Below are 14,893 nucleotides of genomic sequence, written 5' to 3' on the forward strand. Positions count from 1 at the left end.
GCACGATGACGCCGAGCCCCAACGGGGCCTGACCGACGCTTGGCAACGCGCGCTGCGGATCGCGGTTGGAAGCGGTCTTGCCCTCGTCGCCGGGGTGGGGGGTGAGCTACTCCCTGCGCTCGGAGCGGCGGAGCGGCAGGCCCTGTTGCTCGCCGCGGTGGCGGTGGCGGCGCTCGGCGTCGGCCTTGCCGGAGGGCTCGCCGCGGCGGCGGCCGGCTTCGTCTGGCTGCTCTGGCCTGCCGCCGAGGCCGGGACGCTGGGCATTCCGACGCTGTTGCGGGCTTTGCTCTGGTTCGCCTTGGCCAAGGGCGTTGCCGCGGCGATCGCGCTGCCGCGCGGTCACCTTGCGCGGCTCGCTGCCCGGCTGCGCGGCACGGAGGCGGTGTCCCGCGAGCGCGGCCTGCTGCTGGAGGAAATGTCTCACCGGATCCGGAACGACATGCAAAGGCTCGTCGGCCTGCTGCAGGCCCAGGCCGGCACTGAGCCGGCGGTCTCCGGTGCCCTGCTCCAGGCCGCCGGCCGCATCCAGATCCTTGGTCGGGTCCACCGCCGGCTGGCTAGCCGGGGCGGTGCCGGCATGGTGGATAGCCAAACCTTCCTGGAAGGCCTGGCCGACGATCTCCGCGCCGCCTTGCTGCCCGACAGCGGCATGGCGCTGACTGCGGAGGCCGAGGCGCATGGCCTGCCGGTCTCCGTCGCCGGCGATCTTGGGCTGGTGGTGAACGAGCTTGTCACCAATGCCCTGAAATACGCCTTCCCGCGGGCGCAGGGTGGGATCGTCCGGATCTGCTTCCTACGACACCACGACACCTACCAGCTTACCGTCTCCGACAACGGCATCGGCCTCGGCAAGGCTCGGCTGGCGGCGATGGGCAGCGGCAGCGGCATGCGCCTGGTGCGGGCGCTTGCGGGGCAGCTCGGCGGGCGGCTGGACGTGCGCGCCGGCGAGGTGGGCGGGACGCTCTGCACGTTGCGCTTCCCCGCCGCGGGTCTCGCACGCGTCCCGGCGGCCGAGGCCTTGCCCGATGCGCCGATGGAGGAAGGACGCCGCGCCGGTATGCGGTAGGACGGCGCGCCGGAGGGCGTGAGCGCCCCGGATGGGTGAATCCGCCCTGCAGACGACAGGCTGCAGCGGAGCAGTGCTCATGCACGAACGCAATCCGCTGTAGGAAGGCCGGCGCGGGGGCTGTATGGCCCCCGCAGTCATCGTCCCTGTCCCCCGGATCCCTTCGCTGACCAATCCGCCGTTCTTCGATGTGATCATCCTCGGCGCCGGCGCCGCGGGCCTGATGGCTGCGATCAGCGCCGGCCAGCGTGGCCGCCGCGTGCTGCTGCTCGACCATGCCGAGGCGGCGGGGAAGAAGATCCTCATCTCCGGTGGTGGCCGCTGCAATTTCACCAACAGCGACTGCCGGTCCGACCGCTTCCTCTCGGCCAACCCGCATTTCGCCAAGTCGGCGTTGGCCCGCTACACCCAGCACGACTTCATCGCCCTGGTGCGCAAGCACGGCATCGCCTTCCACGAGAAGACGCTGGGCCAGTTGTTCTGCGACGGCTCGGCCCGGCAGGTGGTGGCAATGCTGCTGGCGGAGGCCGCGGCCGCCGGGGTCGACCTCCGCCTGTCGCACCGCGTCACCGGCGTCACCCGGGCGGACCACTTCCGGGTCGAGACCGACCGCGGCGCCTTCGAGGCGCCGTCCCTCGTGCTGGCCACCGGTGGGCTATCCATCCCGAAGATGGGCGCCACCGGCCTGGCGCACGACATCGCCCGCCGCTTCGGCCTGCCTTTGGTCGCGCCGCGCCCCGGCCTGGTGCCGCTGACCTTCGAGGGCACCTTGCTCGACCTGATGCGGCCACTGTCCGGCGTCGCGCTCGACAGCATCGCTCGCTGCGGCAAGGTGGCGTTCCGGGAGGCGATGCTGTTCACCCATCGTGGCCTGTCCGGCCCGGCCATCCTGCAGGCCAGTTCGTACTGGGCGCCGGGGGAGCCGTTGCTGGTTGACCTGCTGCCCGGCCAGGACCCGACGGCCTTGCTGCGGGTCGCCCGCCGCGCCCGGCCGCGGGCGGAGCCGCGCACCATCCTCGGCGAGTGGCTGCCGCAGCGCCTGGCCCAGGCGCTGGCCGGGCTGCATCTGCCGGGGCCGCGGATGGCCGACCTGCCGGACCGCGCCATCGATGCCGCAGCCGGGCAGATCAAGGCCTGGCGCCTGCTGCCGGCCGGAACGGAGGGCTACGCCAAGGCCGAGGTGACTTTGGGCGGCGTGGATACCGCGGCGTTGTCGTCCCGTGACTGCCAAGCCAAGGCGGTGCCGGGGCTGTTCGTGGTGGGGGAGGCGGTGGATGTCACCGGCTGGCTCGGCGGCTATAATTTCCAATGGGCCTGGAGCAGCGGTTGGGTGGCCGGGCAGGCCGCCTGAGCAAGCCTCTGGAGGTTCGCGCACATGAAGAAGCTCAAGCAGCCTTTCCCGCCGGGGGCCAGTGCCGATTGCGGCGCGAAAGGCTGCTTAGAGTGTGATCGTCTGAGGTGGACGCACCGAAGGACGTGAATCAGACGACAGAACAAGGGCCTGGAGTCTGTCCGGCGCTTCTATCAGCGCCTGACAGACTCTAGCCAAGCAGCCAGCCGAAGGCGGTGTGCAGCACGAGACCGGCCAGGGCGGCGATGCCCAGGGTCTTCACCACACCCATCTTCATGCGGAACAGGCAGATCGCCGCCAGCATGGCCAGCAGCGCCGCGACCGGATCGATACTGGCCATGATCGGCACCTCCAGCGTCGCCGGGCCGAGCGGAATCTCCCGCATGGCGCCGAACAGCACGCGTAGGCCGAACCACACCGCCAGGTTGGCAATGACACCGACCACCGCGGCCGTCACTCCGGCCAGCGCGCCCTTGAGCCGCGGCGCGTCGTGCAGCCGCTCCACATAGGGGGCCCCGAGAAAGATCCAGGCGAAGCAGGGGGCGAAGGTGACCCAGAGGGTCAACAGCGCGCCGAGCACCCCGCCCCAGACGCCGCCTTGCGCATGGCCCGCCAGGTAGCCGACGAATTGCAGCACCAGGATCAGCGGCCCCGGCGTGGTCTCCGCGAGACCGAGGCCGGCCAGCATCTGCCCGGCCGAAAGCCAGCGGTAATGCTCCACCGCCTCCTGCGCCACATAGGCCAGCACGGCATAGGCGCCGCCGAAGGTGACGATGGCCATCTTCGAGAAGAACCAGGCGATATCGCCCCATACCGCTGTGCCGAGCAGCAGCACCACCGGCCAGACCCACAGGACAACCGCCAGCAGCCCGGCCCGCCGCGCTGCACCGGTCAGCCGGGCGATGCGGTCCGGTTCGGCAGCCAGCAGCGCATCGAGCAGCGCCGGCGGGCCGTCCTTCGGCTCGGCATGGCCGCCGCCGGCGAAGGCCGCGGGGGCAAGATAGCCGGCCAGGCCCGCCGCAAGGACCACCACCGGGAAGGGCAGGTTGAGCAGGAACAGCGCAGCGAAGGCCAGCCCGGCGGCCGCCCAGGGCACGCGGCCCCGCAGCGCGCGCTTCGCCACCCGCAGCAGCGCCTCCACCACCAGCACCAGCACGGCGCATTTCAGGCCATAGAACAGCCCGGCGATGATCGGCATCTCGCCGAAGGCGACATAGATCGCCGACAGCGCCAGCATCACCACGGCGCCGGGGAGGACGAAGAGCAGCCCTGCCGCCAGCCCGCCCTTCACCCCATGCATCAGCCAGCCGAGATAGGTGGCAAGTTGCTGCGCCTCCGGACCCGGCAGCAGGGTGCAGAAGTTCAGCGCATGCAGGAAGCGCGCGTCGGAAACCCAGCGGCGCTCGTCCACCACTTCGCGGTGCATCAGCGCGATCTGCCCCGCCGGGCCGCCGAAGGACAGGCAGCCGATGCGGAACCAGACGCGGGTCGCATCGGCGAAGCTGGGGAAGCCTGGCGTCCCGCTCACCGCGGCACCACCTGGCTGGCGGCGGCCGACCACGGGTCGATGAACCGGGCTCCGGCGACGTGGATGTCGCGCGCCTCGTTCTGCGGCAACTCGTCCATCCGCGCCATGAAATGGTCCCCGTCAAGCCGACGCCCGACGATATGCCATGCGACCGTCACGATGGGCAGACCGTCCGGTTCGTCCGTGGGCGATTACGCAGGACATGGCCGCCACCGGGAAGTGCCGCCGGGCGGCAGGCAGCGGCGGAGATGCTCCGCCGCTGCCCTAAGCCTCAGGCGGCGCCGCGCTTGCCCTTGCGGTCGTTCGCCGGCTCGGTCTGCTGCATGCCCTCGATCGCCGCCGGGTTCACCTCGCTCTCGGCGAGCCTGGAGAGCGTCTCGTCGGTCTGCTTCTCCTCCGCCAGCGTCTCGGCCAGCAGGTCGGCGAGCTTGGTCTGCCCGGCCGCCTTGGCCAGCGCGACCATGGTGCCGTAGGCGGCGATCTCGTAGTGCTCGACGCGCTGGATGCCGGCGACCACCAGCATGTCGAGGACAGGGCCCTTCTCCTGCTCCTCGATCTCCTGCTGCGCCTCCTCGAGGATTCCGCGCATGCCCTCGCAGACCTTGCGGCCGGCCTTGCCGCCCAGCATCTCCAGCGCCTGGTCCAGCCGCTCGACCTGGGTCTCGGTCTGTTCGGCGTGCAGCTGCAGCGCCTCCTTCAGCGCCGGCGAGCTGACCTTCTTGGCCATCCGCGGCATCACGCGCAGCGCCTGCTTCTCTGCGCTGTAGGCGTCGCGCAGTTGCTCGATCATCAGCTTGTTCAGGTCGTCCATTGGCCGTTTCCCTCCGCGTCGTGGCCGGGGTGGCCACGGCAGGGCGGGAACGGGGAGGAAGGGGCAGGGTTGCCGCGCACTCCTGAACGGCAACCCTGCCCGATTCAGGCGCTGGCGGCGTCCAGCTTCGCCACGGCCGCCGGCGAAAGCGTCAACGATGCCGCCTTCACCAAATCGTCGATCTGCGCATCGTTGGTCGCGCTGGCGATCGGCGCGCTGACCACGGGCTTGGCCAGCAGCCAGGCAAGCGCCACCTGCGCCGGCGTCGCCCTGGCCTCCTGCGCCACCGCATCCAGCGCGTCGAGCACCGCATGGCCGCGTGGCGTCAGGTACTTCGCCATGCCGCCGCCGCGCGGGCTTTTGCCATAATCCGCCGCCGAGCGGTACTTGCCGGACAGGAAGCCGGAGGCGAGCGCATAGTAATTGATGACGCCGACACCCTCGCGGGCGCAGAGCGGGCCGAGCTCGGCCTCGAAGCCCTCGCGCTCCATCAGGTTGTACTGCGGCTGCATGGTCTCGTAGCGCGGCAGGTCGAGCTTCGCGCTGGTCTCCAACGCCTCCTGCAGCCGTGGCGCGGAATAGTTGGAGGCACCGATGGCGCGCACCTTGCCAGCCTTGATGAGGTCGGCGAAGGCCGAAAGCGTTTCCTCCAGCGGCGTCTCGGGGTCGTCCTTGTGCGCCTGGTACAGGTCGATGACGTCGGTCCGCAGCCGCTTGAGCGAGGCATCGACGCTGGCCATGATCCAGCGGCGCGACAGGCCGACGGCGTGCTTCGGGCCGTTCCCCTCGGCGTCGCGCGGGCCCACCTGCATGCCGACCTTGGTCAGGATCGTCAGCTTCGCGCGGTTGCCGCGGGCGGCCAGCCACTCGCCGATGATCGCTTCTGACTCGCCGCCCTGGTTGCCCGGCACCCAGGCGGAATAGACGTCGGCGGTGTCGATCGCGGTCAGCCCGACCTCGGACAGCCGGTCGAGGATGCGGAAGGACGCCGCCTTGTCCAAGGTCCAGCCGAAAACATTGCCACCGAAGACGATGGGCGGGACGGTGATGCCGCTGCGCCCCAGGTTGCGGTGCCGCATGACGTTTCTCCTCGTGCTCGGCGGTGAGGATGCCGCCGGCGCGGTCAGCGGTCCAGCAGGCGGGCGGCACGCAGCGCGCGGCGGAGGATCGGGCCCGGGGCGATGCGGCCGATGCGGGCAGGGGCTGCCGGCGCCTCGTCCGGCTGCGGCCGGGCCTTCGACGGCTCAGGCTCGTTCGCCAGCAGTTGCCCGAGCCAGCCGCGCGGTCCCGCCAGTGGTGTCGCGGATTGCGACCGGGCGGCAGCGGCGGCGGTCTGGGCGCTGCTGTCGCGCCCGATGGCGATGATCCGGTTGAGCCACCCTGGTGACCCTGCATCCGCCGGCACGGGCGTCGGCGGCGCCACGGTCTCCGGCGTCCCGGGCCGCGTCCGCCCGGTCTGCGGCGCGGGGGCCCGCTGCGTGGCGGCGCCCAGGCCGAAGAAGCCGGCGATCGCCGTGGTGGAGGAGACCCCGACGTCGAGGATGAAGGGCGCCGCCTCGCCGAGCGGCGCCCCCCCGGTGCTGATCGGCACACCATGGCCCATGCCGGCGATGGCATGGTGTTCCAGCAGCGGCATACCGTCCCGCCCGTGCCACACCTCGACGCGATGCGCCCGGCCGAGCGATGCGCCGGCCTCGGGGGCGGCGTCCAGCCCGTGCAGCGCCTGCCACTGCTTGACGATCTCCGCCGCATTCGGCGGCCGGACGGTGGTGTCGGCATCGCCGTGCCAGACCGCCACGCGCGGCCAGGGACCGGGATGCGACGAGGCGGCGCGCACCGCCGCGGCGCGCTCGGCCGCCGGGCGTGGCCGGCCGGTCGCCATGGCCTCGAAGGCCGCCGCCGTCGATTGCGCCGCGCCATGCGGCAGGCCGGCCAGGATGGCGCCGGCGGCGAAGACCTCCGGATACGTGGCCAGCAGGGTCGAGGTCATCGCGCCGCCGGCCGAGAGGCCGGTGACGAAGACCCGCGTCGGGTCCAGCCGGTGCTGGCTGATCATATGCGCCACCATCTGCCGGATCGAGGCGACCTCGCCCCGGTCGCGCTGGCTGTCGCCCGGCTCGAACCAATTGAAGCAGCGGTTTGCGTTGTTCGCGGCGCGCTGTTCCGGCAGCAGCAGGGCGAAGCCCTGGCGCGCCGCCAGCACCGACCAGCCGCAGCCGCGGTCATAGCCGCTGGCGGATTGGGTGCAGCCATGCAGGGCGACGACCAGCGGCGCCCTGGCGGGCAGCGCATCGGGGACGAATTCCAGCATGCGGAGCTCGCCGGGATTGCTGCCGAAACCACTTACCTCCGCCAGCGCGCCGTCGCCGGACGGCACGCCGCCGAGGCTGCCAACGGAAAAGCCGGCGCCCTGTGCCATGGCCTGGCTGCGGCGGACGAGATCGGCGATGGCGATGCGGCGGGGGAACAAAATGCGGGTCCTTCAGGGACGCCGCGTGGTGCGGCTTCATGACCAGCGTGAAGCGTGGAGGTGAGTTTCGCTGCGTCGCAGCATATAAATTTGCTGCAACGCAACATGCACATCGAATGCGGCGGCAGGCAACGCGATGCCAGAGTGAACGTTAAGCGAACACCCAATCGGCAAAGGAAGCCCGACCCATGGCGAAACACCCTGCCCCGGCCCATGACGCGCCCGAGAATCCCAAGCTCGACCCGGAGCCCGGGTCCAACACCATCAAGGACCCGGACGACTGGACCACGGGTGACGAAAAGATGACCGGTGCCCAGGCCAGCTACTTGAAGACGCTCAGCGAGGAGGCCGGCGAGGCCTTCGACCCGGGACTCAGCAAGGCCGATGCTTCGAAGCGGATCGACGAATTGCAGTCCAGGACCGGGCGTGGGCGGTAGCCCCACCCGGCGCCGGCAGCCAGGGCCATGGTGGCCCTGGCTGCCGTGCCGCTACTTGAGCGGGAAGCCCAGCGCCCGTAGCGCCGCCGCCAGCATGTCCCGGCCGCGTAGCGCCTTGATGGTGCCGTTGCGGGCAATGACGCGTGCGGTCCAGGTATCCGCCGCCATCTCGTTCCGCTGCGAGAAGGCGCTCATCTCGGCGTCATAGGCGGCGCGCGCCGCCGTCTCGCCGGAGGCATCGTAGCGGCCGCGGTGCAGGATTGTGGATTGCGGCAGGCGCGGCTTCACCTCGCCCTCCGCCCCGGCCTTCGGATAGCCGACGCAGAGGCCGAAGACTCCGGCAGTGCCCGGCGGCAGGCCGAGCGTCGCCGCCACCCGCTGGGTGTCGTTACGCAACGCGCCGATATAGACAGTCGAGAGGCCCAGGCTTTCGGCGGCCACGACGGCATTCTGCGCCGCCAGCGCTGCGTCGATCGAGGCGACCAGGAAAGCTTCGAGGAAAGGCGTGCCCTCCAGCGGCTTGCCCTCGGCGATGCCCATTCGCTCGTTGCGTCCGACATCGGCCAGGAACACCAGGAACAGCGGACATTCCAGGATGTGCTGCTGGTTGCCGGCGACCTCGGTCATCACTGCGCGGGCCGCCGAGTCGGCCACCTCGACCACCGACCAGGTCTGCAGGTTCGAGGAGGTAGCGGCGGATTGCGCCGCGGCGACCAGTGTCTCCAGCGTGCCGGGCGGCAGCGGGTCGGGCCGGTAGCCGCGGACCGAGCGGTGCTCGACCATGCCGGCAATGGTGGCGTTCCAGGGGCCGGCGGGTGGCGTGGCGGCGCCGTAGCGCGCCGCCAGCGCCGCCTGCTGGGTGGTGGGGGAAGTCATGCCGTCCATCGAACCGCTCCTCGCGTTGCAGCGAGGCTAGCGGGAACGCTGCCGGTGGCAAGGGCTGCCGGCGCCAGGCCGGAGTGGTTGGTCACGGCCGGTCAGGGTCGCATCTCCAGCAGGGTGATCGGTGGGACGCTGGGCGCGAAATCGCGCAGCGCCGCCTGGATGCGCGGCACATCGGCTTCGGTCACCGCATAGAGGGTGATGCCGAAATTGGTCTCCCCGGCACCGATCCGCCGCGCCGCCAGCCGCGCCACCGGGCGCCAGGACGGCGGTTCCACCGTGCCGCCGCCGTCGAAGAGGAGGGCGAGGCCGATCCCGCGCCGGGCCGCCTCGGCCTCGGCCTGGGCGATCTGCACCGATTCCGGGATGGCCCGGGAGGGTGCCGGCATCGGCGCCACGACATAAGGATTGTGCCAGTTGATCCGGCCCCAGCGCGTCACCATCACCGGCCCGCGCCAGTATTCGGTGACGAAGCGGGCCATCTGGTCGTCGGTCGCGTGCAGCGCCTGGGCCGATTTTACCGCGTCGATGCTGCGCAGCGTGTAGCCGGCGCCACCGATCAGGAAAGAGGCGCAAACCGCAGCACAGGCCCAGGGTCCCAAACGGCTGAACAGCGCCTCCGCCGGGCGGTCGAAGACCACGAGCATGGCACCGAGGCCGAGAAAGATGACGTAGATCTCGTAGCGCGAGATCGAGACCAGGCTGCCGGCCAGGAGATGCGCGAAGCCGGCGCAGCTGAACAGTATCACCGCAGCGATCCGCGCGCGGTCGCGGGCGTCGAAGCCCGCCAGGGGTCGGGTCCAGCGGAAGGGCGCGACCGGCGCGCCGAGACCGATCACCGTGCCCCAGCCCGCCACCAGCACGCCGAGCAGGATATGCGCGCCGCCATGGCTCAGCAGGTTCACCCGCAGGTTGGTGTAGAAGATCCAGACCAATCGACCCGGCAGACGCCGCCAGTCGGTTTCCGCACCGGTGCCGGCGACCATCGACCGGTCGAGCACCGATTGCGGCAAGGCGGGCAGGCCGAGCGCATGCATCGTGCCGAAGAAGCTGCCCAGCACCAGGACCGTCAGCCCCATTATCCCGGCAGCCAGCCGCCAGCGACCGAGCGCCATGAGCACCAGCACGCAGCTGAGGGTTACCGACCCCGTCTCGAACCGCAGCAACGGCAGCAGGACCAGGGCGGCGATCCACCAGGCATCCGCCCGCTCGCGATGGCAAACGCGCACCAGGCCAAGCAGGGCAGCGAGGCTGAAGGTGACCTGCGGCGCGTGTTCCAACCCGCCCATGGCCAAGCCGACCAGGTTGAGGCCGAGCGAGAGCGCTGCCGCCATGGCAGCGAGGTAGCCGGGCGCCACGGCCCGCAGCCGGATGCCGCATTCCGTTGCGATCAGACAGAGCAGCACCGCCGAGCCGGCATTGGCGGCGAGGCAGAAGACCAGGCTGGTTGCCGCGCCGAAGGGCAGCGGGGTGAGCAGCGCGAGCAGGAAGGGATAGAGAATCGAAGAGCTGGGCGAGGCTGGTTCCCCGGGATTGAGGCCATAATTGCCCTGCCGGATCTGGTCCGCCATCGCCATGTGGATGTAAGGCCCGTCCATCCCATAGGCGAAGTCGCCGCCATTGGCCATGATCACCAGGGCAACTGCGACCAGGCTGGGCAGGGTGACGCCGAGCACGACGGCCAGCAGCGGTCCGATTCCGGTGCGCGGCGCTGCATCAGGCCAAGGCAATGCGCGTTGGATGCGGTGCAAGAGAGGACTCCGGCCTGCGGTTGTGCGCGTGCAGCACCCATCGGCGTCTGCCCGGTGCAGGCCACGCCGACCCGCAACCCGTCCCTAGTGGCGCGAACGCGGCTCAAATGCCTTTCACGTTCCCAAGTGCCGCAGCAGCCAGGCAACGATGTGACCCGGTGGACACAGGCCACCCACGGCGCTTGCTGCCGCTATGAAGCCGCCTCAGAGCAGCCCAAGCCGGCGGCCGAGATCCCGGTATAACGCTACTTGGCCGCGCAGATAGGCGCGGGTCTCCTCGGGTCCGAGCAGACGCGGGACACCGCCGGCAGCGCGGACACCGTCCTGCCATGACTTGTCGTCGCGCAATGCGGCAAGCGCGATGGTCCAGGCCCGCATCGGCACGTCCTCGAGCGCCGCCGGGCCGAATACCGCGCTCCACCCGGTCACGTCGGCCAAGCCAGGTACTTCGGCCTCCCGCGCCGTCGGCACCGCGGGCAGGATCCGCAGCCGCTCGTGGGTGCCGATCGCCAGGCCGCGCAACCGTCCATCCCGCAGCGGCGGCAGGGCATCGCTGAGATTGGTCCCGAGGAATTGCACTCGTCCGTCCAGCAACGCGGCCACCGCGTCACCGCCGCCGCGGAACGGTATGGCAAGGGCGGCGTCGATCGGCAGGCCGGCTGTAGCGAACAGGTGACGGACGCCAAGGTCGAGCAGCGTTGCCGTTCCGGTGGTGGCGAATCTGATGCGCCCTGGCTGTTCGCGTAGCACGGCGAGCAGGTCGCGGAGTGAGTCCCAGGGCGAGTCCGCCCTGACGCAAAGCACGAACGGAGTCTCTTCGAGCAGACCCAGCATGGTGAAATCGTCCCAGGCGTAGCCGGTGCGCGGGTCGATGGCCGGCAGGATGGCGGAGGACGCGACGCGGGCAAGCAGCAACGTCTGGCCATCCGGCTTGGCGCTGGCGACGAACTGCGTGCCGACCGCGCCGGACGCGCCGGGCCGGTTCTCCACCAGCAGCGCGCCTTGTGGGTTGGGCAGATGCCGCCGGACATGGCCGACGAGCAGCCGCGCGGCGATGTCGGCGGCGCCGCCAGCCGAGAAGGGCACGACCAGCGTCACCGGCACGGCGGGATAGCTGGCGGCGGCCTGGGCACGCGCAGTCCCTGGCCCGGCCAGCATGGGCAGGGCGGCGATCAGCGCACGACGGGACAGGCGGCGCATGGGACGTCTCACTCCCGGGTTCGGCACCATCCTGCTGCTGCATCTGGTCCGCATTGCGGCGGCGTCGCGCAAAAAATGCCGGGACCGGTACCGGCCAAGCGGGGCCCGTTCTGCCCCATGCGGTTGCCGTAGCGCTTCCGGCATGATACCGGCTTCGCGATGACGTCCGCGAACGGCCAGCCGGTGGGTGACCCCCGGCTACCCTCAGCGGCGTTCCCGCGCGAGTTGCGGGGCGCCCTGCCTCCGGGGCCAGGACCTCGAGCCGCGACAGCGGCCCGGGTGTTGAGCCTTGCCCTTCTCGCCGCAGCCCTGGCGACCGCCTCGGCCATGGCGGCTCCGCACGATTCGTCCCCGGCTGTTCAGTCCACGGTAAAGCCTTTCACCGGCCGGGGCGGCAAGCCTGCCGCCTATCGCGCCAAGCCAAAGCGGCTTCATGCCCGCCCAGCCCTGCGGCATGGCGGTCCACGGCTGCCAGATTCGTCGGACGACCTGTTGCCGGCGCCGCGCCTGGCGCATGCCGTCCAGATGGAGCCGGTGCAGGCCTCGCCGCGTGCGGCCTGTCTGGCCGCGGCCCGGCGTGCGGAACACATCCACGGCCTGCCGGACGGCCTGATGGTGGCCATTGCCCTGTCCGAGAGCGGCCTGCACGCCCATGCGCTGAACATCGGTGGCCGCGCTTTGTTTCCCGAGAGCCCGGCCGAGGCCCGCGCCCTGTTGGCCGCTGCGCGTGGCGGTGCCTCGGTCATGGCGGGCTGCGTCCAGGTGAATGCAGGAGTGCATGCGCGCAACAGCGATTGGCCGTTGGATGCTGAGCGTGCGGCCGATTGGGCTGGCGGGCTGTTGCACCGCTGGCATTCCGAAACGGGCAGTTGGACTGCCGCGCTGGCGCGCTGGCATGGCGGCTCCCCGGCCAGTACCCGGCGCGTGCTGTGCCGGGTCCGGGCCAAGCTGGAGGTCACGGCGCCCGGCTCCCCAGTGCTGGCTGACCAGGGCTGCGCCGGGTCCATGGCAGCGCGCGATCGCCAGAATGGCGCCACGCTGCTGAACGTGGCCGAGGCCTGGACACAATAACACGACGCTGCCGCTTGGTGACGGCCGATCACGTTCATCGCAGCCCGACGATCGTATCGCTCCTGTCGCAATGCCGGGCGATCCCGGCTCAGGGCAAAGGCATGTCTGCCGATTCATGAGACCCACACAGGAAACTCGCATGCAGGGTGCATGCTGCGTGGACCGGTACGCTTGCGATCAGCGCGGACCTGATCTGGAAGTCACGCGCTCGTCACATAGGATGGCAGCAACGGAGCCGACCATCCGCGCTTGCCTAATGCGAGGCAGGGAACTCAGGTAATGCAGGTCGACTCACCCGTACTGCTCGTTGTGGAAGATGACTTCCTGGTGCGCCTCACCTTGGTGGATGCGCTGAGCGATGGCGGATTCGAGGTTCTCGAAGCGGCCGATGCAAAAGAGGCGCTGACCTTGGTCTGCGACCGCGACGACATCTCCGCCATGCTGACCGATATCAACCTGCCCGGCGGCTCGGATGGTTTTGCGCTGGCGCGTGCTGCACGGGTGATCCGGCCGCAACTGCCTGTGGTCTACGCCTCAGGCCGTTACGGTGGCGCCGAGAATGGCCAGGCGGTCGATGGGTCTCGTTTTCTGGCCAAACCCTTCACGCCATCGCTCGCTGCGGCGGTGCTGCACGACATGATCGGCCTAGGCGAGAGGCACGAGCCCCTCTCGGATCACGCCGGGCCTGAACGGCACATCTGACGCCGTTCAGTTCACTGCGCGATCGACCGAGCGACCAAGCCGCTCGACCGGCCCGCGCGGGGGATCCACGGTGTCGCGCACGCTCTGGCCGGCGCGATCGAGGCTGCGGCCGGCGCGTTCGGCAGGACCCTCCTGCTGGCACGCGGCGAGGCCAAGCAACAGCAGCGCAGGCGCGGCCCGGCGGATCATTCGCTTCATCGTGGTCTCCATGTGATTGTTGTCGCGCTGCAGCGCATGAGACGCATTCTGGTTCACGCCGCACTGCAGCATTGTGCGCCGCACAGGCGGTCGTCCGGACACCGGCAGTAAATCTGCCATCTTGACGGATGGACAGCCATGCGAGGTCCAGCAGCCGTCGGTCCAACCGGTGTCGTCAGCCGCGCAAGCTCATGCTCCGCAGCGGCGGCTGCTCCGCACGACGGCGGCGGCTTGGCCGTCATCCGATGCGATGCCCTACGGGCGGCGCAGCTTTGCGTCACGCTCCGCGCTTGGCCGATGGCATCTACAGTAGCGGGCAGGTGATCAGGCCACATGCATTGGCAATGCCCGTAGACAGCAGATGGCGCTTCACGCCGGAGGCTGATGTCGAAACCGGCGTGGCTGCTTTCGTCCATCCGGCCTGTTGACTTGTGCCAGCGAACGCGTCTTCGCCGTCCTCGGCATCGAGACCAAGGGCTGCTCGATCAACGCGATGGACCGCGAGTGCATGCGGGGGACACAGCGGCGCGACCGGCGGTGGCGCCAGCCAGATGACGGGTGGCTTGCGGGAGAGCGCCATGTGCGCTCCCATCCGCCACCCGAACCCGGAGGCCACCCATGCTGCAATTCTACTACAACGCCGCACCGAACCCGATGAAGGTCGCGCTCTTCCTTGAGGAGAGCGGCCTGCCCTACGAGGCGATCCCGGTCGATACCCGCAAGGGCGACCAGTTCAGCCCGGACTATGTGGCGATCAACCCGAATTCCAAGGCGCCGTCGATCGTCGACGACGGCAAGCCAGTCTTCGATTCGAACGCCATCCTGCTGTACTTGGCGGAGAAGACCGGCCAATTCCTGCCGAAGCCGGACTTCGCCGGGGAGACGTTGTCCTGGCTGATGTTCATCGCCTCCGGCATCGGCCCGTATTCGGGCCAGTATGTCCACTTCAAGAATTTCGCGCCCGCCGGCAACGATTATGGCGTGACGCGCTACGCCTTCGAGGCGAAGCGCCACTGGGGCATCCTGAACGACAGGCTGGAAGGCCGCGAGTGGCTTGTCGGCGACAGCTACTCCTTTGTCGACATGGCGGCCTGGGGCTGGGAACGGCTCGGCGGCTTCGTCCTCGGTGCCGAGGAATTCGACAGGCTGGGCAACGTCAAGCGGCACCTAGCGACGATCAATGCAAGGCCGGCCGCGGCGCGGGCCGAGGCTATCAAGACGCGACATGCCTTCAAGGCGGAGATGGACGAGGAAGCGCGAAAGATCATGTTCCGCCATACGGCTGCCTGAGGTAAGGCCGGGGAGGAGGCGTGCTCCCCGGACCCTGCATCCGTTTTTCCGGGTCAGGCAATCGCCGCACCGCAAGTGCCAGACCCAGAAAATGCATAGGTGGGGTTTGGAAAGGAAAGACTTGTTCCTTCCACAA

General features: G+C 69.9%; 16 protein-coding genes. 6 read left to right on the forward strand and 10 right to left on the reverse strand.

Translation table 11 applies throughout. The features are described from left to right. Nucleotides 1-145 precede the first annotated feature (145 nt). Complete coding sequence (locus tag ACFQS7_RS07670; protein ID WP_380066449.1) at nucleotides 146-1,066, forward strand: sensor histidine kinase; 921 nt, start codon at nucleotides 146-148, stop codon at nucleotides 1,064-1,066. A gap of 124 nt (nucleotides 1,067-1,190) precedes the next feature. After that, on the forward strand, nucleotides 1,191-2,417 hold the full coding sequence (locus tag ACFQS7_RS07675; protein ID WP_380066450.1) for an NAD(P)/FAD-dependent oxidoreductase: 1,227 nt from the start codon (nucleotides 1,191-1,193) through the stop codon (nucleotides 2,415-2,417). Nucleotides 2,418-2,607: 190 nt separating this feature from the next. Here the strand turns inward: ACFQS7_RS07675 and chrA are convergent, their stop codons facing one another. From chrA to ACFQS7_RS07700, 5 genes are all read right to left on the reverse strand, one after another. Beyond that, nucleotides 2,608-3,945, reverse strand: coding sequence for a chromate efflux transporter (gene chrA, locus ACFQS7_RS07680; RefSeq protein ID WP_380066451.1), 1,338 nt, complete (start codon nucleotides 3,943-3,945; stop codon nucleotides 2,608-2,610). Continuing rightward, a complete protein-coding gene (locus tag ACFQS7_RS07685; RefSeq protein WP_380066452.1) occupies nucleotides 3,942-4,103 on the reverse strand; it encodes a hypothetical protein in 162 nt (53 codons plus the stop codon). Before ACFQS7_RS07685 ends, chrA begins: the two co-directional genes overlap by 4 nt. A gap of 113 nt (nucleotides 4,104-4,216) precedes the next feature. Next, a complete protein-coding gene (locus ACFQS7_RS07690) occupies nucleotides 4,217-4,756 on the reverse strand; it encodes a ferritin-like domain-containing protein (RefSeq protein WP_380066453.1) in 540 nt (179 codons plus the stop codon). A 104-nt stretch (nucleotides 4,757-4,860) separates the two neighbouring features. Continuing rightward, nucleotides 4,861-5,835, reverse strand: a complete 975-nt coding sequence (locus ACFQS7_RS07695; RefSeq protein ID WP_380066454.1) for an aldo/keto reductase — start codon at nucleotides 5,833-5,835, stop codon at nucleotides 4,861-4,863. 44 nt (nucleotides 5,836-5,879) lie between these two features. Then, nucleotides 5,880-7,226: an alpha/beta hydrolase family esterase gene (locus ACFQS7_RS07700; protein WP_380066455.1), complete on the reverse strand. Its 1,347-nt coding sequence runs from the start codon at nucleotides 7,224-7,226 to the stop codon at nucleotides 5,880-5,882. Nucleotides 7,227-7,414: 188 nt separating this feature from the next. On the opposite strand from ACFQS7_RS07700, the gene ACFQS7_RS07705 reads away from it, so the two are divergent. Then, entirely contained in the window at nucleotides 7,415-7,663 is a 249-nt protein-coding gene (locus ACFQS7_RS07705; RefSeq protein ID WP_380066456.1) for a DUF3072 domain-containing protein, read from the forward strand. Nucleotides 7,664-7,714: 51 nt separating this feature from the next. Here ACFQS7_RS07705 and ACFQS7_RS07710 read toward each other — a convergent pair whose 3' ends face one another. From ACFQS7_RS07710 to ACFQS7_RS07720, 3 genes are all read right to left on the reverse strand, one after another. Further along, nucleotides 7,715-8,548: an NADPH-dependent oxidoreductase gene (locus ACFQS7_RS07710; protein WP_380066457.1), complete on the reverse strand. Its 834-nt coding sequence runs from the start codon at nucleotides 8,546-8,548 to the stop codon at nucleotides 7,715-7,717. A 92-nt stretch (nucleotides 8,549-8,640) separates the two neighbouring features. Beyond that, complete coding sequence (locus ACFQS7_RS07715; protein ID WP_380066458.1) at nucleotides 8,641-10,221, reverse strand: hypothetical protein; 1,581 nt, start codon at nucleotides 10,219-10,221, stop codon at nucleotides 8,641-8,643. A gap of 279 nt (nucleotides 10,222-10,500) precedes the next feature. Beyond that, on the reverse strand, nucleotides 10,501-11,496 hold the full coding sequence (locus ACFQS7_RS07720; RefSeq protein WP_380066459.1) for a Bug family tripartite tricarboxylate transporter substrate binding protein: 996 nt from the start codon (nucleotides 11,494-11,496) through the stop codon (nucleotides 10,501-10,503). 159 nt (nucleotides 11,497-11,655) lie between these two features. On the opposite strand from ACFQS7_RS07720, the gene ACFQS7_RS07725 reads away from it, so the two are divergent. Beyond that, complete coding sequence (locus ACFQS7_RS07725) at nucleotides 11,656-12,567, forward strand: hypothetical protein (RefSeq protein ID WP_380066460.1); 912 nt, start codon at nucleotides 11,656-11,658, stop codon at nucleotides 12,565-12,567. 279 nt (nucleotides 12,568-12,846) lie between these two features. Beyond that, nucleotides 12,847-13,269: a response regulator gene (locus tag ACFQS7_RS07730; protein ID WP_380066461.1), complete on the forward strand. Its 423-nt coding sequence runs from the start codon at nucleotides 12,847-12,849 to the stop codon at nucleotides 13,267-13,269. A gap of 6 nt (nucleotides 13,270-13,275) precedes the next feature. Here ACFQS7_RS07730 and ACFQS7_RS07735 read toward each other — a convergent pair whose 3' ends face one another. Both ACFQS7_RS07735 and ACFQS7_RS07740 read right to left on the reverse strand, forming a co-directional pair. Continuing rightward, complete coding sequence (locus tag ACFQS7_RS07735) at nucleotides 13,276-13,524, reverse strand: hypothetical protein (RefSeq protein ID WP_380066462.1); 249 nt, start codon at nucleotides 13,522-13,524, stop codon at nucleotides 13,276-13,278. Between the two features lie 247 nt (nucleotides 13,525-13,771). Continuing rightward, entirely contained in the window at nucleotides 13,772-14,047 is a 276-nt protein-coding gene (locus ACFQS7_RS07740) for a hypothetical protein (protein ID WP_380066463.1), read from the reverse strand. Between the two features lie 38 nt (nucleotides 14,048-14,085). Here ACFQS7_RS07740 and ACFQS7_RS07745 point away from each other — a divergent pair, with 38 nt between their 5' ends. Further along, a complete protein-coding gene (locus tag ACFQS7_RS07745; RefSeq protein WP_380066464.1) occupies nucleotides 14,086-14,757 on the forward strand; it encodes a glutathione S-transferase family protein in 672 nt (223 codons plus the stop codon). Nucleotides 14,758-14,893 lie beyond the last annotated feature (136 nt).

The sequence above is a fragment of the Dankookia sp. GCM10030260 genome (genome assembly GCF_042666655.1).
Taxonomy (GTDB): domain Bacteria; phylum Pseudomonadota; class Alphaproteobacteria; order Acetobacterales; family Acetobacteraceae; genus Paracraurococcus.